General features: G+C 72.2%; 16 protein-coding genes. 10 read left to right on the forward strand and 6 right to left on the reverse strand.

What is annotated here, in order from left to right; all coding sequences use genetic code 11:
• Positions 1-188: 188 nt before the first annotated feature.
• Both AC07DW_RS19600 and AC07DW_RS19605 read right to left on the reverse strand, forming a co-directional pair.
• Positions 189-1,217, reverse strand: a complete 1,029-nt coding sequence (locus AC07DW_RS19600; protein WP_478858913.1) for a LacI family DNA-binding transcriptional regulator — start codon at positions 1,215-1,217, stop codon at positions 189-191.
• A complete protein-coding gene (locus AC07DW_RS19605) occupies positions 1,214-3,613 on the reverse strand; it encodes a glycoside hydrolase family 2 protein (RefSeq protein WP_478858914.1) in 2,400 nt (799 codons plus the stop codon). Before AC07DW_RS19605 ends, AC07DW_RS19600 begins: the two co-directional genes overlap by 4 nt.
• A 281-nt stretch (positions 3,614-3,894) precedes the next feature.
• Between AC07DW_RS19605 and AC07DW_RS19610 the strand changes: the two genes are divergently transcribed.
• From AC07DW_RS19610 to AC07DW_RS19620, 3 genes are all read left to right on the forward strand, one after another.
• The gene (locus tag AC07DW_RS19610; protein ID WP_478858915.1) at positions 3,895-5,214 is read left to right on the forward strand and encodes an ABC transporter substrate-binding protein; all 1,320 of its coding nucleotides are present in this window, start codon (positions 3,895-3,897) and stop codon (positions 5,212-5,214) included.
• 79 nt (positions 5,215-5,293) lie between these two features.
• Positions 5,294-6,295 carry a carbohydrate ABC transporter permease gene (locus tag AC07DW_RS19615; protein WP_478858916.1) on the forward strand — a complete coding sequence of 334 codons (1,002 nt, stop codon included), beginning with the start codon at positions 5,294-5,296 and terminating at the stop codon, positions 6,293-6,295.
• Positions 6,292-7,194, forward strand: a complete 903-nt coding sequence (locus AC07DW_RS19620; RefSeq protein ID WP_478858917.1) for a carbohydrate ABC transporter permease — start codon at positions 6,292-6,294, stop codon at positions 7,192-7,194. The genes AC07DW_RS19615 and AC07DW_RS19620 overlap by 4 nt, the downstream gene beginning before the upstream one ends.
• Before the next feature lie 35 nt (positions 7,195-7,229).
• On the opposite strand, the gene AC07DW_RS19625 is transcribed toward AC07DW_RS19620, so the two are convergent.
• On the reverse strand, positions 7,230-8,255 hold the full coding sequence (locus AC07DW_RS19625; protein ID WP_478858918.1) for a LacI family DNA-binding transcriptional regulator: 1,026 nt from the start codon (positions 8,253-8,255) through the stop codon (positions 7,230-7,232).
• Positions 8,256-8,445: 190 nt separating this feature from the next.
• Here AC07DW_RS19625 and AC07DW_RS19630 point away from each other — a divergent pair, with 190 nt between their 5' ends.
• Both AC07DW_RS19630 and AC07DW_RS19635 read left to right on the forward strand, forming a co-directional pair.
• Positions 8,446-8,817 carry a CU044_2847 family protein gene (locus tag AC07DW_RS19630; protein WP_478858919.1) on the forward strand — a complete coding sequence of 124 codons (372 nt, stop codon included), beginning with the start codon at positions 8,446-8,448 and terminating at the stop codon, positions 8,815-8,817.
• Positions 8,818-8,829: 12 nt separating this feature from the next.
• Complete coding sequence (locus tag AC07DW_RS19635; RefSeq protein WP_478858920.1) at positions 8,830-13,137, forward strand: nSTAND1 domain-containing NTPase; 4,308 nt, start codon at positions 8,830-8,832, stop codon at positions 13,135-13,137.
• Between the two features lie 13 nt (positions 13,138-13,150).
• Here AC07DW_RS19635 and AC07DW_RS19640 read toward each other — a convergent pair whose 3' ends face one another.
• Positions 13,151-14,566 (reverse strand): amidase, encoded by a 1,416-nt coding sequence (locus AC07DW_RS19640; protein WP_478858921.1) that lies wholly within the window; start codon positions 14,564-14,566, stop codon positions 13,151-13,153.
• 132 nt (positions 14,567-14,698) lie between these two features.
• The gene (locus AC07DW_RS19645; protein ID WP_478858922.1) at positions 14,699-15,652 is read right to left on the reverse strand and encodes a Rieske (2Fe-2S) protein; all 954 of its coding nucleotides are present in this window, start codon (positions 15,650-15,652) and stop codon (positions 14,699-14,701) included.
• A gap of 115 nt (positions 15,653-15,767) precedes the next feature.
• Here AC07DW_RS19645 and AC07DW_RS19650 point away from each other — a divergent pair, with 115 nt between their 5' ends.
• Positions 15,768-16,478: a hemerythrin domain-containing protein gene (locus AC07DW_RS19650; protein ID WP_478858923.1), complete on the forward strand. Its 711-nt coding sequence runs from the start codon at positions 15,768-15,770 to the stop codon at positions 16,476-16,478.
• Between the two features lie 752 nt (positions 16,479-17,230).
• On the opposite strand, the gene AC07DW_RS19655 is transcribed toward AC07DW_RS19650, so the two are convergent.
• On the reverse strand, positions 17,231-18,169 hold the full coding sequence (locus tag AC07DW_RS19655; RefSeq protein ID WP_478858924.1) for a hydroxyacid dehydrogenase: 939 nt from the start codon (positions 18,167-18,169) through the stop codon (positions 17,231-17,233).
• Positions 18,170-18,801: 632 nt separating this feature from the next.
• Here AC07DW_RS19655 and sbnA point away from each other — a divergent pair.
• Genes sbnA through AC07DW_RS19675 form a run of 4 tightly spaced genes read left to right on the forward strand, consistent with a single transcriptional unit; the run spans position 18,802 to position 24,111 of the window.
• Positions 18,802-19,842 carry a 2,3-diaminopropionate biosynthesis protein SbnA gene (sbnA, locus tag AC07DW_RS19660; protein ID WP_478858925.1) on the forward strand — a complete coding sequence of 347 codons (1,041 nt, stop codon included), beginning with the start codon at positions 18,802-18,804 and terminating at the stop codon, positions 19,840-19,842.
• 14 nt (positions 19,843-19,856) lie between these two features.
• Positions 19,857-22,967: an amino acid adenylation domain-containing protein gene (locus AC07DW_RS19665; protein WP_478858926.1), complete on the forward strand. Its 3,111-nt coding sequence runs from the start codon at positions 19,857-19,859 to the stop codon at positions 22,965-22,967.
• A gap of 17 nt (positions 22,968-22,984) precedes the next feature.
• The gene (locus AC07DW_RS19670) at positions 22,985-23,299 is read left to right on the forward strand and encodes an AzlD domain-containing protein (RefSeq protein ID WP_478858927.1); all 315 of its coding nucleotides are present in this window, start codon (positions 22,985-22,987) and stop codon (positions 23,297-23,299) included.
• Between the two features lie 35 nt (positions 23,300-23,334).
• Positions 23,335-24,111 (forward strand): AzlC family ABC transporter permease, encoded by a 777-nt coding sequence (locus AC07DW_RS19675; protein ID WP_478858928.1) that lies wholly within the window; start codon positions 23,335-23,337, stop codon positions 24,109-24,111.
• Positions 24,112-24,196: the final 85 nt, after the last annotated feature.

The following is a 24,196-nucleotide window of genomic DNA, read 5'->3' on the forward strand; positions in this document are numbered from 1 at the left end:
CACCCGGCCACGTGCGCGGAACCCTCCGGGAGTGGCCCTTCGCCGACCACGGCGGCGGGCGGAGCGCCACCGGCGTCGAGCACCCGCGCCGGCTACGCGAGCGCGGTCTGGCGCCCTCCGCGCGGCGGGCGGCGTGAAGCGGGGCCGTACCTCCGGGTGAGGAGGTACGGCCCCGGCCCTTCGGCCCGCTACCGCCGTGGTGGCCCGGTGGACCCCCGTGGCGTCAGGGACGGCGTCGGCACCTGCAGCGACCCGCCACGCGAACCGTCGATCACCCCGAACAGGGCGCGGGCGACCTCCCGGCCGAAGTGGTGCACGTCGTGGCTCATCGCCGACAGCGGCGGGTGCGTGAGCCGGCACAGCTGGGAGTCGTCCCAGGCGAGGAGCGACACGTCGTCCGGCACGGTCAGCCCCATCTCGGCGGCCACCGCCGCGCCCGCGACGGCCATGATGTCGTTGTCGTACACGATGGCCGTGGGCCGGTCCGGTGTCAGCAGCAGGCCACGGGTCGCCCGGGCGCCCTCCTCGCCGGCGAAGCCGGTGGCCACCTGCCGGCGGCCGTCCAGGCCCAGTTCGGCCATCGCCGTCTCGAACGCCGCACCGCGGATGCCGCTGTGCCCGAGTCCGGCCGGGCCGCCCACGCGCGCGATGCGCCGGTGACCCAGCGCCGCCAGGTAGCGCACCGCCTCGGCCACGGCCGTCGCGTCGTCCGTCCACACGGCGGGGAAGCCGCCCGTCAGCGACGGGTGGCCCACCGCGACCGCGGGGAGCCCGATGGCCCTGAGCGCGGGCACCCGGGGATCGTCGTCGTGGAAGTCGACCAGGATGGCGCCGCCGATCATCTTGCCGCGCCACCACCCCTCGTACAGGGTGATCTCCTCGCGCAGGTCACGCACCAGGCGGAGCAGGAGCGAGCAGGAGCGCTCGGCCAGGACGCTCTCTATGCCGGAGATGAACTCCATGTAGAACGGTTCGAGACCGAGCAGCCTCGCCGGGCGGCAGATCGCCAGTCCGACGATGTCGACCCGCCGCCGGGACAGGCTGCGCGCGGTCTGGTGCGGGGACCAGCCGAGTTCGCGGGCGACGTCGAAGATCCGCTGCCGGGTGGCCTGGGAGACCCCGGGCCGGTTGTTGAACGCCATGGAGACGGCGCCCTTGGAGACGCCGGCGCGTGCGGCGACGTCGTTGATGGTGACGCGTGGGGGAGCCGGGTTCACGCGGGGTCCACGCTGAACAGCGCGGCGCGGGCGGCCGCGGGCTCCACGTCGCCGCAGCCGGTCACCCGGACGCGGGCCTCCTCGCCCGGGAGCAGGGTCAGCAGACCCCGGTCCGCGACCGCCCCGGGAGCGAGCCGGTCGGCCTGGAGCAGGAGGTCCCGGACCAGGGTGTGCGCCGTGACCACGACGTCCACCGCGCCGGTCTCCCCCGCCACGGCCTCGGTGCGGACGTCGTACCGGGCCGGCGGATAGGCGAACTCCCGGTCCGGTACGGGGAAGTGGACGGCGCGCAGGCCGTCCGCGTCGGCCACCAGGAACTCCTTGGACGACCCGGGGGCGGGGCGGACATCGGCCGGGATCACCGTCCTCGCCACCGACCGGGGCCCGGCCGCCACCTCGGCGACGGTCTCCCGGACCACCCCGCCGTCCGCGTCGAGCAGCCGCAGGGTCACGGCCGCGCTCCAGGGCTCGGCGGACTGGTTGTCGACAGCGAGCACCGGGCCGTCCTCGCCCGGCAGGAGGGTCAGCAGGCGGTCGGCGTAGACCCGGCGCAGCTCGTGGTGGAGCGGCTTGAGCCGGCCGTCGCCGTCGACGGCGGCCCACGAGCTGACCGGCCAGCAGTCGTTGAGCTGCCAGACGACCGTGCCCGCGCACACCGGCCAGTGCGCCCGCCAGTGCTCGATGCCCGCCGCCACGGCGCGGGCCTGGACGACCTGGGCCAGGTAGTGCCACCGGTCGAAGTCGTCCTCGGGGAGGGCGAAGTGGCGGGCGATGCCCCGGTTCAGCTTGCCGTTGCCGTCCTCGGCCTTCTGGTGGTGCAGCATCCCCGGCGAGTCCGGGGCGAGGTCCTCGCCGGGCAGGGCGCGCCGCAGCGTCGCCACGGCGGGCGGCGCCTGCCAGCCGAACTCCGCCACGAACCGGGGGACGCTCGCCCGGTACTCGGCGTAGTCCTGGCGGTTCCACACCTCCCAGGAGTGGTGGGTGCCGTGCCGGGGGTCGTTGGGGTGGTGGTCCCAGGTGCCCGACCAGGGACTGCCGGCCGTGTAGGGGCGGGTGGGGTCGAGTTCGGCGACGATCCGCGGGAGGAGCCCGAGGTAGTAGCCCTCGCCCCAGGAGTCGCCCGCGAGGTCCGGCTCCCAGTCCCAGTCGCGGAAGCCCCACAGGTTCTCGTTGTTGCCGTTCCACAGCACCAGGCTGGGGTGGGGCATCAGCCGGACAACGTTGTCGCGGGCCTCGGCCCCGACCTCGCCGCGCAGCGGCTGCTCCTCCGGGTAGGCGGCGCAGGCGAAGAGGAAGTCCTGCCACACCATCAGGCCGAGTTCGTCGCAGGCGTCGTAGAAGGCGTCGTCCTCGTAGATGCCGCCGCCCCACACACGCACGAGGTCGATGTTGGCCTGCGCGGCCTGGAACAGCCGCGCCCGGTACCGCTCGGGGGTGACGCGGGAGGGCAGGACGTCGTCGGGGATCCAGTTGACGCCGCGGGCGAAGATCCGCACGCCGTTGACGACGAAGGTGAATCCGGTGCCGTGCGCGTCGGCGGACCGGTCGACGGCGACCGTCCGGAAGCCGATCCGCCGGTGCCAGGTGTCGAGCGCGCCCCCGTCGTCGAGCAGCGTGACGTCCAGGTCGTACAGCGGCTGGTCGCCGTAGCCGCGCGGCCACCACAGCCGGGGCTCGGGGACCCGCAGGCGCAGGACGGCCTCGTCGCCGGTGAAGGTGGCCTCCGCCGCGTCCCCCTCCACGGTGGCGCGGGCGGTGAGCGGGCGCCCGGCGCCGCGCTCCGAGCGCTCCACGCGCAGTCTCACCTCCACGTGGCCCGTCCCGTCGTCGACGGTGACCAGCGGGCGGACGTGGTCGATCCGTGCCGTCGACCAGTGCTCGAGCCGCACGGGGCGCCACATGCCGGCGGTCACCACGGTCGGACCCCAGTCCCATCCGAAGCCGCAGGCCATCTTGCGGATGTACTGGAACGGCTCGGGGTAGACGTTCGGCCGCTCCCCGGTCATGGCCCGGACGGCGTCGGCCTCGTCGTACGCGGAGGTGAAGCGCACCTCCAGGGCGCCGGTGCGTCCGGTGACGTCGAAGCGGTGACGCCGGTGCATGTTGCGCGTCGTGCCCAGGGTCTCGCCGGCGAGGGTGATCGTGGCGGCCGTGTCCAGGCCGTCGAAGACCAGGTCGGTCCGCTCGTGCGCGCTGTCGTGGGCCAGGTCCGTGAGGTACGACCAGGCCCGCCGGCCCACCCACGCGATCTCGTTCTCGTTCTGCCCCACGTACGGATCGGGTATGACCCCGGCCGCCAGCAGGTCGGTGTGAACGCAGCCGGGCACGCGAGCCGGGAGCAGTCGTTCGTCGTGGCGCAGGCTCCAGCCGTCGTTCAGCTGGGTGACGTCCTTCATGGTGTGCGGCTCCAATCGCCTGACGGGGCGGGGTGCGGGTGCGACGCGGGTCAACCTAACCGGATCACCTCGCCGTGTCCATGAACCGGTAAAGCTCGGTTCAGTGACGGGATGCGCATGCGGAACCGCTGCTTTTGCCGCCTGTTGGCGCCTTGGAGGGGGGTCTCGGTAACGATTGGGCATCGCGCCGGAAACCAGCACTTTACCGGTTCATCTGGGCCTGACATAGTGCCGACATCCCACCCGTAGACCTGAGCCGTAACCCTGAAGGAGTTGGGCACATGGGGAAGACCACGACGCTCGCGGGCGCGCTTCTCACCGTCACGATGCTGACCGTGACCGGATGCGGCGGTGGAGGCGGCACCTCCGGCGAGACGGCGGCCGCCCCTGCCGACCCGGGGGCCGTCTCGGGCGAGATCAAGGTCCTGACGCACCGCACCGACCTCGTCCAGAACGGGGCGATGAAGCGGTACGCCGCCGAGTTCAACAAGACCTACCCCAAGGTGAAGGTGGGCTTCGAGGGCATCACCGACTACGAGGGGGAGGTCAAGATCCGTATGAACACCAAGGCGTACGGCGACGTTCTGATGATCCCCGCGTCGATCGCCAAGAACGACTACCCGAAGTTCTTCGCCCCCCTCGGATCCACGTCCGAGTTGTCGGGCACCTACCGCTTCAGCGACAAGACCGATGTCGGCGGGAAGGTCTACGGCATAGCCCAGTTCGGCACGGCGAACGGCTTCGTCTACAACAAGGCGCTGTGGAAGCAGGCCGGCGTCACCCAGTGGCCCAGGACCCCTCAGGAGTTCATGTCCGCGCTGGAGGCCGTCAAGAAGAGGACCGGAGCGGTCCCCTATTACACCAACTTCAAGGACGGCTGGCCCCTCGTCCAGTGGACCTCCAACATCGGCTCGGTGACCTGCGACCCGAAGGCCGCGGACAAGCTCTCCGGCGCCGTCTCGCCCTGGAAGGCGGGCGGTGAACTGCACACGATCGACTCGCTGCTGCACGACATCGTGAAGCGGGGGCTGTCGGAGAAGGACCCGACGACCACCAACTGGGAGACCTCCAAGGGACTCCTCGGCAAGGGTGAGATCGGCTCCATGATGCTGGGCTCCTGGGCGATCACACAGATGCGGGCGGCGGCGCAGGACGCCGGCGGCTCCCCGGACGACATCGGCTTCCTGCCCTTCCCCGTCCAGAAGGACGGGAAGTTCTGCGCCACGCTCGTCTCCGACTACCAGCAGGCCGTCAGCATCCACTCCGAGCACAAGTCGGCGGCCCGCGCGTGGATCGACTGGTTCACCGGGAAGTCCGGTTACTCGGAGAAGGAGGGGGCGGTGCCGGCCCTCAAGTCCGCTCCCCTGCCGGCCACGCTCAAGGACTTTGTTGACAACGATGTCACCCTGCTGGAGCGGTCCGAGGCGCAGACCGGCGCGGTCAACGCGATCGACAACGCCGCCGAACTGGGCCTGAACAAGCACGACTACCGCCAGAAGCTGATCGACATCGCCCGCGGTGCGCAGAAGGGCAGCCTCCAGGACTACTTCTCCGACCTCGACAAGAAGTGGGACGAGGCGGCGAGGACCGCCGGCTCCTGACCCGGCGGCCCCGGGCCCCGGCGCGTTCCACCCGGCCGGGGCCCACGCCCTCCCGCACCCGCGGACACGAAAGGCCGACATGACCGAGACGACCGACACCGCACCCCGGGCCCCCCTCACGGGCTCGCGGCGTTCGCCCCGCACAGTCCGTCGGACGGGGCGCGGGGCGCCGCGGCACCCGGGTGGCCGGACGCCCCAGGGGCGCTCCTGGCGTCACTCCCCGCTCCAGCGGGTCACCCCCTGGCTGTTCCTGGCAGCGCCGCTCGCCCTGCTGATCACGTTCACCTACGTCCCGGTGGCGAACATGATCGCCTACAGCTTCACCGACTGGGACGGGGTCAGCCCCGACCGGAACCTCACGGGCGTCGACAACTACGTACAGATCTTCAGCCGTCCCGAACTCTTCCGGGTCTTCTTCGTCAGCGGCTACTACCTGGCCGCCTCCGTCTTCCAGATCGGCGTCGCCCTCTACTTCGCGACGGTCCTCAGCTTCAACCTCCGGTTCCGCAACTTCTTCAAGGGCATTCTCTTCTTCCCCTACCTCATCAACGGCGTCGCGATCGGCTTCGTCTTCCTGTACTTCTTCCAGGACGGCGGCACGCTCGACTCCGTGCTGTCCTGGCTGGGCGTGCGGACCGACCACGCCTGGCTCGGCGACCCCACCTCGGCCAACGTCTCGCTCGCCGGTGTGTCCGTATGGCGTTTCACCGGACTGAACTTCGTGCTCTTCCTCGGCGCCATCCAGTCCATTCCCGGTGAGCTCTACGAGGCGGCCGAGCTGGACGGCGCGGGGAAGTGGCAGCGGTTCCGGCACATCATCGCCCCGAGCATCAAACCGGTGCTCAGCCTGAGCATCATCCTGGCGATCTCCGGCTCCCTGTCGGTGTTCGAGATCCCTTACATCATGACCGGCGGCGCGACCGGCACGTCGACCTTCGTCATCCAGACGGTCAAGCTCGCCTTCCAGTTCAACAAGACCGGCCTGGCCTCGGCCGCCGCCGTGGTGCTGCTCGCGATCATCCTCCTGATCACCTGGATCCAGCGCCGCCTCGTGCCCGACGACAAGGTGGACCTCGTATGACCCCGGACCTGACCGCCAACCCTGACCCGGCCGCGCCCGCCGCACCGAGTGCCCCGGCCACTCCGGCCGCCCGGCGCCGCCTCCCGGTGGGGACCGCCCTGACCTACCTGTCGCTGCTGGTCGCCACGGGGGTGGTCCTGCTGCCGCTGGCCGTCGTCCTCCTCACGTCCCTCAAGACGTCCGAGGAGGTGTCCGAGGGAGGCGCGCTCTCCCTGCCCGGCAACTGGCTGAACCTGGACAACTACGTCACCGCCTTCACCGACGGCCACATGCTGGCCGCCTTCGGCAACACCGCGTTCATCCTGTTCTTCTCGATCGGCGGCACCGTGCTCATCGGCTCGATGACGGCCTACGCGATCGACCGCTTCGAGTTCCGCGCCAAGGGCCTCGTGATGGCGCTGTTCCTGGTCGCGACCCTCGTACCGGGCGTGACGACGCAGGTCGCGACCTTCCAGCTCATCAACGGCTTCGAGCTGGTCGACACCCGCTGGGCACCCATCCTGCTCTACATGGGCACGGACATCGTCTCCGTCTACATCTTCCTGCAGTTCATCCGGGGCATCCCGGTGTCGCTGGACGAGGCGGCCCGGCTCGACGGCGCCAACACGTTCACCATCTACCGAAAGATCATCTTCCCGCTGCTCAAGCCCGCTGTCGCGACCGTGGTGATCATCAAGGGGATCACCACCTACAACGACTTCTACATCCCGTTCCTGTACCTGCACTCGGAGGACCTCGGCACCATCTCCACCGCGCTGTTCCGCTTCAAGGGCCCCTTCGGAGCGCACTGGGAGGCCATTTCCGCGGGCGCGATCCTGGTGATCGTCCCCACCCTGGTGGTCTTCCTGCTCCTCCAGCGGTGGATCTACAACGGTTTCGCGCAGGGCGCCACCAAGTAGGGGGCCGGCCGGGCCGGTTCGGTGGTCCGGGCGGTTCAGCCGGTGCCGGCGCGCGGCGGGGAGGTGCTCCCCCGCGGTACGAGCCGGGCGTGTCCCTCGCGCACATCGGCGACGCGCTCGCCGGCGACGAGGGCCAGCAACGCCTCGGCCGCGCGGGCTCCGTAGGCCGGGATGTCGCGGGACATCGCGGAGAGGGCGGGACGGACGACCCGGGTGAGGGGCGACTCGTCCCAGGCGACGATGGACAGGTCGGCCGGGACGTCGAGACGCAGCTCCTGGGCCACCGACAGGGCGGCCACCGCCATGATGTCGTTGTCGAAGACCATCGCGGTGGGGCGGTCCGGCCCGATGAGCAGCCGGCGGGCAGCCCGCGCCCCGTCGTCGCCCGTGTAGTCGGTGTGGACGACGGCCGGTTCGGGCAGGCCCGCCTCGCGGCAGGCGTCGAGCATCACGGCGTCGCGCTCGGCGGTGTGGGCCAGCTCGACGGGGCCGGCGACCCGGGCGACGCGCCGGTGGCCGAGCGTGGCCAGGTAGCGCACGATCTCGCGTACGCTCTCGCCGTCGTCGGACCACACCGAGGGCAGGGAGCCCGAGGTGCCGGGCGGGCCGACGACCACGGCCGGCAGTCCCAGCTCCTCGACGGCGCTTACGCGGGTGTCCGCGGAGTGCAGGTCCACCAGGAACACCCCGTCCACCCGGCCCTCGCCCCACCAGCGCCGGTGGACCGCGGTCTCCTGCTGGTGGGTCTCGACCATCTGCAGCATCAGCGCGTACGACCGCCCGGAAAGCACGCCCTCGATGCCGCTGACGAACTCCATGAAGAACTGCTCGACACCCAGCGTCCGCGCCGGCCGGCGCACGACCAGCCCGACGGCCTGGGCCCGCGCCCCGCTGAGGGCCCTGGCGGCGCTGTGGGGCCGCCAGCCGAGTTCCTCCGCGATGGCCTTGATGGACGCCCTGGTCCCCTCGGACACGCCGGGCTGGTCGTTGAGGGCGTACGACACGGCGACCTTGGAGACGCCCGCGCGACGCGCGATGTCCGCCATCGTCGGACGCTTCACGCGCCACCCCCTGTGCCTGAGCAGGACCTTCGTGTCGCCCACGACTCTACCGGCCACCGCCGCCGCCGGTCGGGTCCGGCGAGGAGCCGGGTACCGGCCGCGGCGGGGCGCTCGTGGCAACTCCCGCTGCCCTAAGGGGGCTTCGCTTCGTTATGATCGCCAGCCCCGCCCCGGCCGCTGGAGGAACAACATGAGTGAACGCCTCGTCCACGTCGACGTGCCCCTGGGCGACGGCAGCGGCGAAACGATCCGTGTCCAGGTACGGGAACGCGACGACGACCTCGTCCGGGTGGGTCGCGGGGAGCGTGCCGTGGCACGTGCCGAGCGGACCTTCGGCCAGATGCTGGACACCGTCCGGCCGGTGGCGGAGAGCTTCGTCAACCGGTTCAGCGGCCTGGCGAACGCGCCGGACGAGATCACGCTGGAGTTCGGCGTGTCCCTGTCCGCCCAGGCGGACGTCGTCATCGCCAGCACCGCGACTTCGGCGAATTTCACCGTAAGTCTGACTTGGAACAGGAGTGACGCCCGCGACACGGCTGGCGATAATCCGCAGGGGGCGTGACCGGACGGCCCGGTGACGGGGGCGGAGCAGCGCAGCGCGGACGAGACGCTGGCCTCGACGGTCGCCCGGCTGGCGGGGCCGGACGGCGAGGTCGCCGGTGCGGGCGCGCTCATCGCCCCCGACCTGGTACTGACCTGCGCTCATGTGGTGTCGGACGCCCTGGGCCGGCCCCGGCACGAGCCGGTGCCGGAGGGGACCGGCGTCACGGTCGAGTTCCCGCTGGCCGGCCGCCCGGCCGGGCACGCCGGGCCGCTGCGCCGGATCGGGGAGGTCGAGCACTGGGTGCCCACCCGGGCGGACCGCACCGGTGACATGGCCGTCCTGCGGCTGCGCGACGCCGTGCCCGGTGTGCGCCCGCTGCCGATGGCCAACCCCGCGAGCGTCTGGGACCACGGGGCGCGGGTCGTGGGCTTCACCGGCGGCGAGCCGGGCGAGATGTGGTTCCGGGGGAAGCTGAGCGGGAACACCGGCGAGGGCTGGGTCCAGCTGTCCCGCGCCGACGGACAGACGGCGCACATCAGGCCGGGTTTCAGCGGCAGTCCCGTCTGGGACAACGACATCGGGGCGGCCGTCGGACTGGTGGTGGCGGCCCAGCCCGAGCGCGAGGGCCAGCAGGCCTTCGTCCTGCGCACCGGCACCATGGCCGCGGAGCTGGAGCAGCTCGGACGGATCCTCCTCCCGGCGTCCCCCTTCCGGGGACTGGCCACCTTCCAGGAGGGCGACGCGGACGTCTTCTTCGGCCGGGACGACGAGATCGAGCAGGTGGCCGGCGTGCTGCGGGACGCCCGCCGGGCCGTCACCCTGTACGGTCCGTCCGGCTCGGGCAAGTCGTCGCTGGCGCTGGCCGGAGTGGTGCCCCGGATGCGGCGGGCGGGGTACGACGTCCTGGTGGTGAACGCCGGGCAGGTCTCCTCCCCGCGCTCCGCGCTCGCCACCGAGCTGTACGAAGCCGCCCGGACGGGGCGGTACGGGCTGCCGCCACAGGCGCCGGACGCCGACACCGTCGAGAGGTGGCTCACGGCGAAGGGCCTCACGGACACCTTCCACCGGTTGCGCCGCTCGACCTCCGCCAGGCTACTCGTCGTCCTCGACCAGGCCGAAGCACTCCTGGACCGCACCGATGCCGAGGTCGCCCAGGCGACCGACCTGCTCTTCCCCGACCGCCTTCCGGACGGCGTGCGCGTGCTGGCCACGCTCCGCGCGGACTTCGTCGACGCGGTCCTGCGCCATCCCCGGCTCGGGTCCACGATGGGCGGAGGCCGGCAGCTCCCGCTGACGCCCATGTCCCGGAACCAGCTCGCGCAGGTGGTCGCGCGGCCGCTGGAACGGGTTCCGGGCGTGGTGTACGACGCCGGTCTGGAGCGGCGCATCCTCGACGACGCGGGCGGCGAGCCAGGAGTCCTGCCGCTCCTCGGCTTCGTCCTGGAGCAGTTGTGGGAGCAGCGGGCCGACGGGCGGCTGCGGGCGACGACGTACGAGGACCTGAGGGGCGTCACCGGAGCGCTGGAGCTGCACGCCGAACGGGCCTGGGACGAGTGCGTCGGCGGAGCGGAGGCGGCGGAGACCGAGGCACTGCGGTTGCTCACCGGCCTCGTACGGATGCTCCCCGGCAGCGAGACCCCGCTGCGCCGCCGCCTCACCCGTGCCGAGGCCGGCGAGAGCCGGTGGAGGATCGCCCAGTCGTTCGCCGAGCGGCGCCTGCTCGTGCTGCGCGGCGGCGAGAACGAGCCCGAGACCGCCGAGCTGGCCCACGAGGCCCTCATCAGCGCCTGGCCCGCGCTCGTGCGACAGGTGAAGTCCGACGGCGTGTTCCTGGCCGGCCGGGGGGAACTGGGGCACGACCGCGAACGGTGGGAGCGCGGGGGCCGCTCCCCCGACCTGCTGCCCGGCCGGTCGCAACTGGCCGCTGTCGAGCGGTGGTCGGCCGGCCGCGAGGAGGAGCTGACCGAGGACGAACGGAGCTTCCTCGCTCTCGCGCGCCGGCGGCACCGTACGCGCCGGGCGCGCCTGCGGGCCGCGTGGACGGCGGTGGCCGGGGTGTTCGCGCTGATCGCGGGGCTCGGCACCTTCCTCGTGCAGCAGGCGGAGGTCAACGAGCAGCGGGCGGCGGAGTCGCGGTCACGGGCGCTGGCCGGCCTCTCCGAGGAGATGGCGGCCAGGGACCCGGGGCAGGCGGCGCTGGCCGCGGTGGCGGCGTACGACGTGGCGCCCACCCAGGAGGCCCGCAGCGCCCTGATGCGCAGGTACGACCGGTTCAAGGACGCGGAGTGGGTGCTGACCGGCACCGAGGGGGAGATCGACGCGGTCGCCATGAGCGCGGACGGCGCGGTGACGCTGGTGACGACCGAGGAGGGGCGAGCGACGCTCTTCCTCCGCGACGGGGGCGAGGTGCTGCGCGTGCCCCTGCGGCTCCCGGCGAAGGCCACTGCCCCGATGGTCAGTGCGGACGGCCGGCGCATCGCCTACGTGGCGGACGGCCAGGTCGCCTGGCGCGAGGTGCGTCCGGGAGCGAAGGACGCCAAGGACGTGCTGGGCCGGGCCGACACGATCCGCGGGCCCGCCCTGAACTCCCCCGGCACGGCCATGACCGACCCGGGCAGCATCGCCGCCCTCTCCCCGGACGGCACCCGGGTGGCCGCGGTCCACGTGGTCAGGGACGACGAGGACAGGCCGGACAAGCGGTTGTGGGTGTGGGACCTGGTGAAGCGGGAACGGCGGGAAGTGCCGGTGGCCGGGCCGGTCGTCGAGAGGGTGTGGTACGGCCCGGACACGGACACGGTCGTGGCCCAGCGCAGACGGACGGTCCGGGACACCACGTCCTCGATGGTCGCGGTCGACACCCGCACCGGCCGGACGCGTGCGCTCGCGGACGGGGTGTACAGGGAATCCGGTGTCGCGCAGTTGGGAATGTCCGGCGACGGGACCAGCCTCGCCGTGTGCGTGCGTGGATCGACCCCGAGCGAGGCCACCTACCGCCTCCTTCGCGTGGCCGACGGCCGCCAACTGCACCGCTTCGACGTGGAAGCGAGCTGCAACACCATAGCGATCAGCGCGACGGGTGAGCACTACGCGGTGCGCGCGGCGGGCGACTGGCACCTGATCGACAGGCGGCCCGGGCACAAGGCGCAGCCCTTCTTCGGCCCCAGGACCACGCTCCTGTCCGACCTGCCCCTCATCGGGGACCCCCGCACGCCGACCATGGTCGCCTGGGACGAGACCGCGGTGACCGGCTATCCGCTCGCCGTCGGCCCGCCCAACAAGGTCGACAGCCCTCCGGTACTGCTCGCCCGCGGCACCCGCACGCTGGTCCACCTCGGCGAGCGCGGCGAGCGGCTGGCCGTCGTCGACTCGAGCGAGAGCCTGGGGGACGACCGGACCGGGGAGTTGAGGATTCTCGCGTCCGTGAAGAGGGACATGGCCACGGCGCCGGAGGACAGCCGGGACCTCATCGTCAACCGAGCCGAGACGCTCGTCGCCGACCTCGTCGCCCGCGACCGGGTCGCCGTCCGGGAGCTGCCGTCCCTGCGCCTGGTCGCGGAGGTCACCACGGCCATGCCGCCCCTCGACGGCAAGGGGAGGCCGAAGGAGTCGGTGGAGTTCATGTTCCCCGCCGACGACGAGCTGGTGACGGTCTCCGGTACGCGGATCGAGCACTGGGACGCCCGCACCGGCGAGCGCCGGTCGAAGCCCTTCGACGTGAACGACCTCGGGCTCAGCACGAGGAGGTCCCCGCGGTTCTTCCTGGACGGGCACCCCGAACCGGGCCACGTCCGCATCATGATCGACGGGGATCCGACCCTCTACGCCGTCGACCTGCGGACGGGACGCGAGAACCGGGAGCGGCGCCTGCGGCTCGGCTCGGACGTCGTCAACGCCGTGCTCGATGCGAGCGGGCGGTACGCGGCGGCCAAGACGAAGGGCGAGATGCTGGAGCTGTGGTCGGTGCCCCCGACCGGGAAGGGGAGGCCGGAGCGCGTCGTCGGGCCGATCGGGCCGCTCAAGCCCGATCTGTACCAGGCGGGCTTCGTGGGGGAGAGCTCCGACTTCTTCCTGGCCGCCGGGACGACCGTGCGGTTCCTGAGGCTGACGGACCTGAAGCGCAGCGAGTCGTACGACTTCGCCGAGGAGCAGTACTTCCTCGCCGCGGCCAGGGGCGGCAGGACACTGCTCCGGTCGCAGCGCGGCGGGCGGGTGGACATGCTCCGCCTCGACCCCGCGCTGTGGAAGCGGCACGTGTGCGAGGTCATGGGCCGCGACCTCGACGAGGACGAGCGCCGGGGCGTGTACCAGGGGCTGCCGCCCCGCATCTGCCCGGCCTGAACCCGCCCGCCGGTCAGACGTCCTGGACGCGCCGGAAGGGCCGGTCCGCCTCCAGGGCGAACGCCACGTCGAGGAGCGTCCGTTCGCTGCCCGGCCGGCCGGAGAACATGACGCCGATGGGCAGCCCTTCCGGCGTCGTACGGGCGGCCGGTACGGAGATCGACGGTGTGCCGACGACGTTGTTGAGCGGGGTGAACGCGACGTACGCGAGGATCCGCTCGATCAGTTCCTCGTAGGGGACGGCCGGACTGAGGTGGCCGAGCGGCGGCGTGGTCCGGGCGAGCACGGGGGACAGCACGAGGTCGAGCCCGCGGAACGCCGCCGCGTACGCCTCCCTGGTGCGCTTCAGCCTCCGCAGTACGCCGGGGGTGCGCCGCCAGCTGCCGAGGTAGGACTCGCGCAGCCCTCGGCTGAGGCCGTCCATACGGCGCCGGTCGAAGTCCGCGCCGAGGGTCCGGCCCGTGACGCCGAGGAGGAACGACAGCATCCCCCAGTAGGTGAGGAAGTCGTCGGTGAAGCGGGGGTCGATCGCCAGTTCCACCGGTTCCACGGTGTGGCCGAGACGTTCGAGGGTGGCCACCGTGTCCGTGACGGCCGCCCGGGTCGCGGTGTCGCAGCGGACACCGTTCGGCGAGTCCAGCAGGAACCCGATGCGCAGCCGCCGCTCCGAGGGCCCTTCGACCAGGCCCACGGGCGGCAGCTTGGGGTTGCGCCAGTACGTCTCGGCCGCGGCGAGGAACGCGGCGGTGTCCCGCACCGAACGGCTCACCACGCCGTCGGAGACGATGTCGATCGGCAGCTGACGGCTCTGGGCGTTGGGCACGACCCGGCCCCGGGTCGGCTTGAGGCCGACGAGCCCGCAGCAGGCGGCGGGGATCCGGATCGACCCGGCGCCGTCGTTGGCGTGGGCGATCGGCACCGCCCCGGCGGCGACGAGCGCCGCGCTGCCGCCCGACGAACCGCCCGCGGAACGCCCCGTGTCCCAGGGGTTGCGGACCGGGTCGGCGCCCTCGTACTCCGTGGTGGGGCTGAACCCGAACTCGGGCAGCCGGGTCTTGCCCAGCACCGTGACCCCGCTGCTCAGGAACTGCCGGGCGAACGGCGCGTGCCGCCGCGCGGCCCTCGGGGTGAAGGCCGCGCTGCCGTGGCCGGTGGGCAGTCCCCGGTAGTCGATGTTGTCCTTCACGAAGGTCGGCACCCCGGCGAAGGCCCCGCCCGTCCCGGCGGCGTGCGCCGGAGCGTCGAGGTGCACCTGGACCGCGTTGAGCCGCGCCTCGACCGCCCGTACCCGCTCGGCCGCGTCCCGGGCGGCCTCGGCGGCGCCGACCTCACCCCGCCGGATCGCCCGGGCCAGTCCCACGGCGTCGTGCTCGCCCAGGGCGTCGTCCCGGAAGGCGTGCACCGTGGTCCGTTCCTCGAAAGTCGTCACCGCTACCTCAGCCCCGGCCGTGTGGATGGTCGCCGCCATCATGGCGTACCAGCAAGTAACACGCGAGGGGGTACGCCGGATCGGGCGGGGCGCGTCGGGCCGGGGCGGAGGTTCGCCGCGCGTCCGGGACCGTTACGCCGCGTCGGAGGCGTCGGTGGTCCCGCCGAGGTGCCGGAGCCGTACCTCCAGCCGTCCTTGGACGACACGGGTGTCGAAGGCCGGCTGGGGCGCCGTCGCGGGTCCCCGCACGTTCCAGCCGTCCTCCAGCCGGAACACACTGCCGTGCCAGGGACAACGCACGCACCCGTCGGCGATCTCGCCCTCCGACAGCGGCCCGGCCATGTGACTGCACCGGTCGGCCAGGACATGGACGGTGTCGCCCTGCCCGCGGACCACCATGACCGCCACCTCCCCCACATGGCGCCGCACCGCCCTGCCGACGGGCAGGCCGGCGAGGTCGTCGACCACGTGCCAGCCGGGTTCGACCAGGTGCGGCACCTCCTCGGCGTGGTTCGCCCCGGACGCCTGGCGGTAGGCGAGGTGGCCGCCCAGCGCACCGCCCACGGCCACCGCGGTCAGTCCGGCCAGCCCCAGCGCCTTGCCCCGCGCCTCCCGGCCCCGGCACCTGGCGGCGAAGGAGGCGGCGTACAGGGCCACGGCGGTGATGTTGCCGGCCGCGTGCACCAGGCCGACGCGCTGCTGCTCCTTGGGCAGCTCGGCCCAGTCCGTCCACCCGGCGACGGCCGCCGGCCCGGCGGTGGCGAGACCGACACCCACCAGGGCCAGCGCGCCCCGGCGCTGTCCCGGCAGCGCGTCGAGCACCGCCGCCGACAGCCACGTCCCGATCGGCACCTGCACCATGAGGGGGTGCACGGGGTGGCCGAGCCAGCGCCCGTGCAGCGCGTCGCGCGCGTCCCCCAGGGGCGCCGCCCGTACGGCGGCCCGTACGGCGTCGATCAGCCGGTCGGCTCCCGGCCACCGCTCCAGCCGGTCCACCGCCCGCAGGACCCGCCCGGGCCCCTCCGGCGACGGCAGCAGCCGCCGCAGTGCTGTTGCCGTACGACGACTCGTGAAAGAAGCATCCATGCGGCACGAGTAGCCGTTCCGGCCGGGCGAAAACCGGCGCGTGCGTGCCTGGAGGGGCTCGGGCGGGGTAGTCGGCGTCGTGCCGCGGGCCGTACGTCGACCAAGGAGGGCGAGAATGACCCCGTCCATCGCGGAACAGAGCATCGAGCAGCTCGGCGGCCACGCCAGCATCCTGGCCAGGCAGCGCCGGGACCACGCGGAGCTGGACCGCCTCATGCGGTCGTACGAGTCGGCCCGAGGGTCGTCGGCGTCGGGACCGGCGTCGGCGGAACGACAGCGAATCCTCCGGGACATCGTGCAGCTCACGTTCAGCCACGCCTTCGCCGAGGAGACCGTCCTGTGGCCCGCGCTGCGCCGTCTGGCCGCCGCGGGCGAGCTCTCCGACGCCGAGGAGCTGACGTCGAGGGTCGAGGGCGAGCACCAGCGGATCAACGACCTCGTGGGCGAGATGGAGCGGATCGGGTCGGCCGATCCCCGGCACGAGGAGCTCGCCGCGGAGGTGTTCGCGCTGATCAGGCAGGACATCCGCGACGAGGAGGACCTGCTGCTGCCCCGGCTGCAGGAGGCCCTGGACACCTCGCGCCTGCGGAGGCTGGGGTCGGCGTGGGAGATCGTGCGCCGCACCGCGCCCACGCGTCCGCATCCCGCGGTGCCTCGCAGGCCACCCGCCAACGCCGTCCTCGGTGTACCGCTGAGCGCCGTCGACCGGCTCAGGGACGTCCTGCCGGGCGGCCCCCACCCGGGGCGCGGCAGGACGTTCGCCGCGGCGGGTGCCTGCGTCGGTGCGGCCTGGCTGATCGGGAGGGGCCTCCGCAGGCGCCGCTGACCCCCGCACCCCGGGCCCCCGGCGCACCGGTCGGCGCGGGGAGACGGCGCGCGTCGCCGTCGTCCGGAGTGGCGACCGCGGTGGCCACCCGGGCGAGGGGCGTGGAGCGGGTCGCCACACCGGCATCCGATCCGTCCCCGAAGGCCCCGGACGGCCGCGCGGTCCGGTGGGCCACTCCCCGGAGCCAGGCCCCGGCCCTCGACGGCGGCCCGGGCCCGTATCGGGTGCCGTGGCGGGCCGGGCTCACGCGGACCCTGGCACCCCTCCTCGTCCGGCGGCGTCGAGCGGCAGACGCGCGGCGGTCCGCCGCGCGCTGCGCCGGGCCCGCCGCCGACCCCGGCGCCACCGTGGGCACCAGCGGGCGCACCGGGTCGCCGACCGGTATCACCGGGACGCCGACGGCCGAAAGCTCCGCGAATTCCTCGCTCGGCGGGACGCACACCGTTACGTGCGCGCCGAGTTGGCGCAGCCGCACCGCGAGCGCCACCATCGGTCCCGCACTTCCGCTTGCCCCAATTGCCGACAACACCGCACGCATTTCGCCACCCCCCGTTGCCCCGGTGATGCACGGAGCACCGGGTGTCCGGCTCAGGTCGGCGACTGCGCCGTCATCCGGGTCTTGCCGCAAGTCCCCCTGCGCGCTGATTCTTGATCATGGAGGGGCGGGCGGGGCTTTCTCGTTGCCCCGGCGGTCCACCGGTGGCGGAACGGTTCCCGAACCACCTTACTCCGGTGCAGCCTTGGGTGACGGGTCAGGGCCTCGCCGGGCCGCTCGCGGGCTTCAGCGCGCGACGGACCGCCGACACCGCCTCGCGTCCCGCGCGGTACTGCGCGTCGCGGGTGCCGGCGCCGATGTGCGGGGTGGGGAGCACGTTGTCGTAGGCCAGGAGACTGTTGTGGGTGGCCGGCTCCACGGCGAAGACGTCGAGGGCGGCGCCGGCGACGCGCTTGTCCTTGAGTGCCGTTTCCAGCGCGAACTCGTCGACGATGCCGCCGCGTGAGGTGTTGACGAGGCGGAGGGTGGGCTTGACCATCGCCAGAGCGGCGGCGTCGATGATCCCGGTCGTCGCCGGTGTGCGCGGCAGGTGGATGGTCAGGACGTCCGAGCGCCGCATGAGCGCGTCGAACGGCACCGGCTCGACGCCGAGTTCCTCCGCGACGCCGCCCGGCACGTGGGGGTCGTGGGTCAGCAGACGCGCGTCGAAGGCCGCCAGCCGGCGGGCCACGAGCCTGCCGATCCTGCCGAAACCGAGGATGCCGACCGTCTTGCCGCTCAACTCCTCGCCCTGGAAGGCGGAACGGTTCCACTCCCCTGCCCGCACCGAGGCGCCGGCCGCGGGGATGTGCCGCAGCAGGGCGAGGATCAGCCCCACCGTCAGCTCCGCGACGCTGGTCGTGTTGGAGTCGGGGGCGTTGACGACCTCCACGCCGGCCTCCCGGGCCGCGGCGAGGTCGACGTTGTCCAGGCCGACACCGGCCCTGGCCACGATCCTCAGCCGGGGCGCGGCGGCGAGCGCCTCCCGGTCGACCCTGGTCGCGCTGCGGATGATGAGGGCCTCGGCGGCCGGCAGGGCGGCCAGCAGCCGGCCGCGGTCCGAGCCGTCGCAGTGACGTACGTCGAAGTCCGCGCCGAAACCGTCGAGGGCTTCGGCGTCGAGAGGGTCGGCGATGAGAACTACGGGCTGCGCCACGTCGGTCCAATTCTCTGCGGGACCCGGTGGGGATTCGGCAGACGGCCCGATCATGGATTTCGGGCGGCCGTCCAGAAGGGTGGGTCAGTCCCCGTGGCGGCACTGGCTGAATCCTCGCGGACTGATCGATCAGCCGCAACATCACTCCGCGCGACGAAGGGCGATTTGTCTAGATTTCGCAACTTCTCCATGCCTCAACTACTCGCGTAGAGTGACTGCCATCACACCCTGGGACAACAGCCCGGCACCGTTACCGAGCGGGAGGTTTTTGGAGGAATTTTCCATTCCGATTGTGGTCGGCAGGGCGGGGGTCCCCGCCGGCGCCACCCCCGCCCCCGGGCGGCGATCCCGCCCACTCGCCATCCCCATGCACGTGTACATAAGGGACAGAACCGATCTATATCGGCTTCCCAGTCCGACGCACGTGCGATTTGTCAAGGGGAGGAAGACACGAGAACGTGCCCCTGGCATCCAGATCTTTCGTCGGCTACCGTCCTGGAGTGAGTGGCTCACACCGCACCGCTGGGTGGCGCCTCGACCGTACCGCCCGAGATTTAGCCAACGTTCTTCCAGAATTCCGCAGGACGGCCGCCCGGCGACTTATGTCGGCGGATATCTTTAGGAATCGCTAAATGGTTTCCCACGCCCAAATCCGCCATTCGAGACACGAGGGGAAGGCTCCTGTGAGAGCCCCGCAGGACCTCATCCTGGATGAAATATTCGTCGACCTTCAACCGGCACTGGGACGCAGCCTTTCGCTGAAATGCGAAGGGTTCAACTTCTTCGGTTCGGTCAAAGCCAAGGCCGCCGTCGCGATGATTTCCGCGGCAGAGGAGTCGGGCAGGCTGAAGCCGGGTTCGACGATCATCGAATCGTCCTCCGGCAGCCTGGGCATCGCGGTCAGCGCGATCGCCGCGGACCGGGGGTACCGCTTCGTCTGCGTCACCGACGTCCGGTGCAACGAGCGCAACATCAGGCTCATGCGCTCCCTCGGCGCGGAGGTGGTCCTCATCTCGGAGCCCGACGAGAACGGTGGGTTCCTGGGCAGCCGGATCCGTTACGTGGAAGCCGCCTGTGCCGCGGATCCGGAACTCGTCTGGCTGAACCAGTACGCCAACGAGAACAACTGGCGCGCCCACTACCGCACCACCGCTCCCTCCATCGTCCGGAACTTCCCCGACCTGGAGTACCTGTTCGTGGGGGCCGGAACCACCGGGACCCTGCTGGGCTGCGCCCGCTACCTCAAGGAGATCGGCCACCCGGCCCGGGTCGTCGCCGTCGACACCGCCGGATCCGTCACCTTCGGCGGGCCGCCGGGACGCCGGCTCATCCCCGGACTGGGGTCCAGCCGGCCGCCGGCCTTCCCCGACCAGCGCGGCATCGACGAGGTGGTGATGGTCGAGGAGGCCGACACCATCCGGATGTGCCTGTACCTGGCCCGCCGCGGTTTCCTCTTCGGCGGATCGACCGGCACCGTGCTGCACGCCGCGTGGAAGCGCCTGCTGGACGAACGCCCCGACGCCCGCGCCGTCGCCGTGTCGCCCGACTTCGGCGAGCGGTACCTCGACACGATCTACGACGAGGACTGGGTGCGCCTGCACTTCGGGGACATCGGGCGGATCGACCCGCTGCGAGAACTGGCCGCGCCCATGGCCGAGTACGTCCAGGGATGAGGGAAGCGACCACCATGCCGACCCACGCGTCCGCCGACGTCCGGCTCGACGAACTGTTCACCGCCCAGGCGCGGCGCACGCCTGACGCCACCGCCCTCGTCCACGGCACGCGGCGCCTGAGCTACCGCGAACTGCACGTCCGCGCGGTCGCGTTGGCCCGGAGCCTCACCGCCCTCGGCGCCCGCGAGGAGACCCTCGTCGGCATCGCCTTCGAGCGCTCGGCCGACGCCGTGGTGGCCATGCTGGGCACCGTGCTGGCCGGAGCCGCTTACGTGCCGGTGAGCCCGTCCTACCCGAGGGAACGCATCGCGCGGATACTCGGCGACTCCCGCGCCCCCCTCGTGCTGTGCGGCGACGGCATCGCGCCGCTCGTCACGGACGCCGCGCCCGAGGGCACGCGGGTCCTCGAACTCGGCGCGCTCCTGCCCGACGCGGCCGGCCTGCCGGACGACGACGATCGACTCCCGGTGTCCGGAACGCCGCACCGGGCCACCACCACCGGTTCCCCCCTCGCCTACGTGATGTACACCTCCGGCAGTACCGGCCGGCCCAAGGGCGTCATGGTGGAACACGCCGGTGTGGTGCGGCTCGTCCGCGACGCGGACTACTTCTCCTTCTCGGACGGTGAACGCTTCCTCCAGACCGGCGCGTTGGAGTTCGACGCGGCCACGTTCGAGATCTGGGGAGCGCTGCTCAACGGAGCCACCCTGCACATCGTCGACCAGGAGACGCTGGTGACCCCCGCGCTCCTGAAGCGGGCACTGCACGGCGCGGACATCACCGTCCTGTGGCTCACCGCCCCGCTGTTCAACCAGATGGTCGACGAGGACGTCTCCCTCTTCTCCGGCCTGCGGACCCTCCTCGTCGGCGGCGACGTGCTGTCCTGCCGCCACGTCAACCTCGTCCGCGAGGCGTGTCCGCGACTGACCGTGCTGAACGGGTACGGCCCCACCGAGAACACCACCTTCACCACCACCTTCCGCATCGACCGGCCGTACGAGGCGTCCATCCCGATCGGCCGGCCGATCCGCGGGACCACCGTCGCGGTCCTCGACGCCGACGGCGCGCCCGTGCCCGCCGGGGAGATCGGGGAGCTGTACACGGCTGGGGCGGGCCTGGCCCGCGGCTACCTGAACAACCCGGAGCTGACGGCCGAGAAGTTCGTCCTCGTCGACGGCGTACGGCACTACCGCACCGGGGACCTCGTCAGCAGCGACCCGGACGGCGTCCTCTCCTTCCACGGCCGTACGGACAACCAGGTCAAGATCCGCGGACACCGGATCGAACTGGGCGACGTCGACAACGCCCTGCTGGAGATCGACGGCCTGACCGACAGCCACACCCACGTGGTACGGCGGGACTCGGGTGGCGGGCAGCTGGTCAGCCACGTGGTCCTGGCGCCGGGACACCGCGCGCAGGACGTCCTGGACCTGCTGCGCAAGCGGCTCCCCTCGTACATGTGCCCCGCCCACCTGATACCGGTGGAGCGCCTGCCGCTCAACGCCAACGGCAAGGTGGACCGCGCGCAACTGCCCCCGCCGCCCGCCCGGCGCGGCACCGGCGCGCCGCCCGGGACGCCCCTGGAGGAGCTGCTCGCCCGCCAGTGGGCCGGCGTACTGGGCCTGGACGCCGACGGCATCGGCCTGGACGACGACTTCTTCGAGCTGGGCGGTACCTCCCTCACCACCGGCGTCCTCATCGGCCGGCTCGCCCGGGACCCCGGGGTGGAGCTGAGCTTCGGTGACCTGTTCGCGGCGCGGACCCTCGGCGCCATGGCGGAAGCGGTGGCCCGTGCCGCCACCTCCCGGGTGCGCCCGATCCCGGCGGCCACCGGCAGCGGTGTGCCGCACCCGCAGCAGCGGGCGCTCTACGCGCTGTGGCAACTGGACCCCAAGAGCCTCGTCTACAACATCCCCGTCACCGTGCGGGCCGGCGGCGCGCTCGACCCCGGCCGGCTGCGCTCCGCACTCGCCCGCCTGATCGACCGCCACGACGCCCTGCGCACCCGCTTCACGACCACCGACGACGACGTACGGCGGGAGGTGGCGGCGAGCGCCCCGGTCGACCTGACGGTCGTGGAGGGCACCGCGACCGACTGGATCCAGCCTTTCGACCTGGCCGAACTCCCCCTGATCCGGGCCGTTCTCGAACGGCACCCCTCGGGTGAGGACGTCCTCCACCTGGACGTCCACCACATCGTCTTCGACGGCGTGTCGCTGCGCATCCTCGTCGACGAGCTGTTCGAGCTGTACGCGGGGTTCACCCCCGACGCCCCGGCGGTGGACTACGCCGCCGCCGCCGAGTGGGCGGAGGCGCGGCGCTCGGGACCGGAGCTGGACCGGGCCGAGCGGTACTGGCTGGCGCGTTTCGCCGAGCCCGTACCGCCTCTGGAACTGCCGACGGACCGGCCCCGGCCCGCGCTGCGCTCCACGCGGGGCGACGTCGCGGTGCGGGAACTGGATTCCGAGGAGACGGGCCACGTGTGGGCCGTGGCCGCGCGGGAGTCCCTGACGCCGTACACGGTGCTGCTGACCGCCTGGACGGCCACCCTGGCCCGGCTCTGCGGGCAGCGGGACCTCGCGGTGGGCAGCCCCATGAGCGGGCGGCCGCACCCCGACCTCGAAGCCGTGGTGGGGATGTTCGTCAACACCGTGGTCCTGCGGGCCCGGATCCCCGAGGACGCGGGCCTGGGTGATCTGCTCCGCCACCTGGGCGAGGAGCACAGTGCGGCGCTGGACCACCAGGAGTACCCGTTCACCCGGCTCGTCGAGCGGCTGGGGCCGGCCCGGGACCTGAGCCGCAACCCGCTGTTCGACACCTTCTTCGCCCTGCAGAACGTGGACTTCCACAGCTTCCGCAAGCACGGACGGCACGTGACCGTGACCCTGCGGCACCCGGGCACCTGCCGCTTCGACCTCAACCTGCAGGCGTGGCAGAAAACCGACCGCTTCACCCTGGAGCTGGAATACTCGACAGCGCTGTTCGAACGCTCCTCCGCCGCCTTCCTCCTGGACGGAGTCGCGGCGACGCTCCGTGAACTGGCGCTCGACCCGGACTCCCCGGTCCTGCCGAAGCCGGCCGAGCGGTCGGTGGTCGCCCGGCAGGCAGCCGAGTTCACCTTCTGACCCGAGGCGAGACACCCATGATCCCCTTGACCATCCTCCTGTGCGGAGTGGTGACGTTCGCGGTCCGCTACGCCCTCTTCGGGCCGATCGGACCCGAACACCTGCCCACGCGCATCCGCAGCACGCTGCCGTACGTCATGCCGGCCGTCCTGATGGCGATCATCGTGCCGGCCGTACTGCTGCCGGCCGAGGACGGCGACCTGAAGGCGGCCGCGCCCTACCTGGTGGGAGCCGTGTGCGGGTTCGGGGTCGGTGCCTTCAAGAAGGACGCCTTCTTTCTGGTGTTCGCGGTCGCCATGGCCGGCTTCATCCTCACCAAGTTCGCGCTCTGAGCCGTTTCCATCCCTTCCGGAACGAGGTTGTATTGATGTTCCTCCGCCACAGTCGTGGAGGTGAGGCACTGCAGGGAGCCCTGGCCGCCGTCCCCGTCATCATCGGCGCGGTGCCGTTCGGCCTGCTGTTCGGCGCGCTGGCCGAGACGCAGCACCTGAGCCTGATGAACACCATGCTGCTGAGCCTGCTGGTCAACTCCGGGTCCGCGCAGATGATCGGCCTCGGCATGATCACATCCGGAGCGGTCTGGCCGCTGACGGTGATGACCGTCCTGCTGGTCAACCTGCGGCACGTCTTCTACTCGGCCGCTCTCGCCCCCCACGTACGGCCCATGCCCTTCGTCTGGCGCGCCTCGATCGCGTTCGGCATGACCGACGCCGTCTACGCCCTGGCGGCCAAGCGGTTCAACGCGCCCGCGCCCGAGGAGGACAACCGGCGCTGGTACGTGCTGAGCAACGCGATCGTGATCTACCTCGCGTGGAACCTCAGCACGCTGGGCGGCTGGGTCTTCGGCCAGACGCTCGCCGACCTCAGCTCCTGGGGCCTCGACTTCGCCGTCTACGCCTCCTACATCGGCCTGGTCGTCTCCTCCTTCACCACCCGGCGAGCCGTGGCCATCGGGCTCATCACCGGGGCGGGCGGCCTGCTGCTCAGCCATCTTCCATACCAAAGCGGTCTGTTCATCGCCACCCTCGTCGGCACCTCGATCGCGGCGTTCCTGGAGAGCAGGGCGAACGTCGCCGAACGGCCACCGGACACCGAGCGGTCCGAGGACGACGAACGGACGGACAGCACCACCACCTCCGCCTGAGTCCACCGCCAGCACACCACCGAGCCACCCACCTCGCCCTCCGCGGTAGACGGGCGGCCTCGCCATGCCCTCCCGCCGACAGACC

The sequence above is a fragment of the Streptomyces sp. NPDC045701 genome, from assembly GCF_056432045.1.

Excerpts from the sequence above, each read along its gene's own strand:
- AC07DW_RS19605 (WP_478858914.1), bottom strand. The coding sequence starts at position 3,613 with ATGAAGGACGTCACCCAGCTGAACGACGGCTGGAGCCTGCGCCACGAC.
- AC07DW_RS19610 (WP_478858915.1), top strand. The coding sequence starts at position 3,895 with ATGGGGAAGACCACGACGCTCGCGGGCGCGCTTCTCACCGTCACGATG.
- AC07DW_RS19615 (WP_478858916.1), top strand. The coding sequence starts at position 5,294 with ATGACCGAGACGACCGACACCGCACCCCGGGCCCCCCTCACGGGCTCG.
- AC07DW_RS19620 (WP_478858917.1), top strand. The coding sequence starts at position 6,292 with ATGACCCCGGACCTGACCGCCAACCCTGACCCGGCCGCGCCCGCCGCA.
- AC07DW_RS19630 (WP_478858919.1), top strand. The coding sequence starts at position 8,446 with ATGAGTGAACGCCTCGTCCACGTCGACGTGCCCCTGGGCGACGGCAGC.
- AC07DW_RS19645 (WP_478858922.1), bottom strand. The coding sequence starts at position 15,652 with ATGGATGCTTCTTTCACGAGTCGTCGTACGGCAACAGCACTGCGGCGG.
- AC07DW_RS19650 (WP_478858923.1), top strand. The coding sequence starts at position 15,768 with ATGACCCCGTCCATCGCGGAACAGAGCATCGAGCAGCTCGGCGGCCAC.
- sbnA (WP_478858925.1), top strand. The coding sequence starts at position 18,802 with ATGGTTTCCCACGCCCAAATCCGCCATTCGAGACACGAGGGGAAGGCT.
- AC07DW_RS19665 (WP_478858926.1), top strand. The coding sequence starts at position 19,857 with ATGCCGACCCACGCGTCCGCCGACGTCCGGCTCGACGAACTGTTCACC.
- AC07DW_RS19670 (WP_478858927.1), top strand. The coding sequence starts at position 22,985 with ATGATCCCCTTGACCATCCTCCTGTGCGGAGTGGTGACGTTCGCGGTC.
- AC07DW_RS19675 (WP_478858928.1), top strand. The coding sequence starts at position 23,335 with ATGTTCCTCCGCCACAGTCGTGGAGGTGAGGCACTGCAGGGAGCCCTG.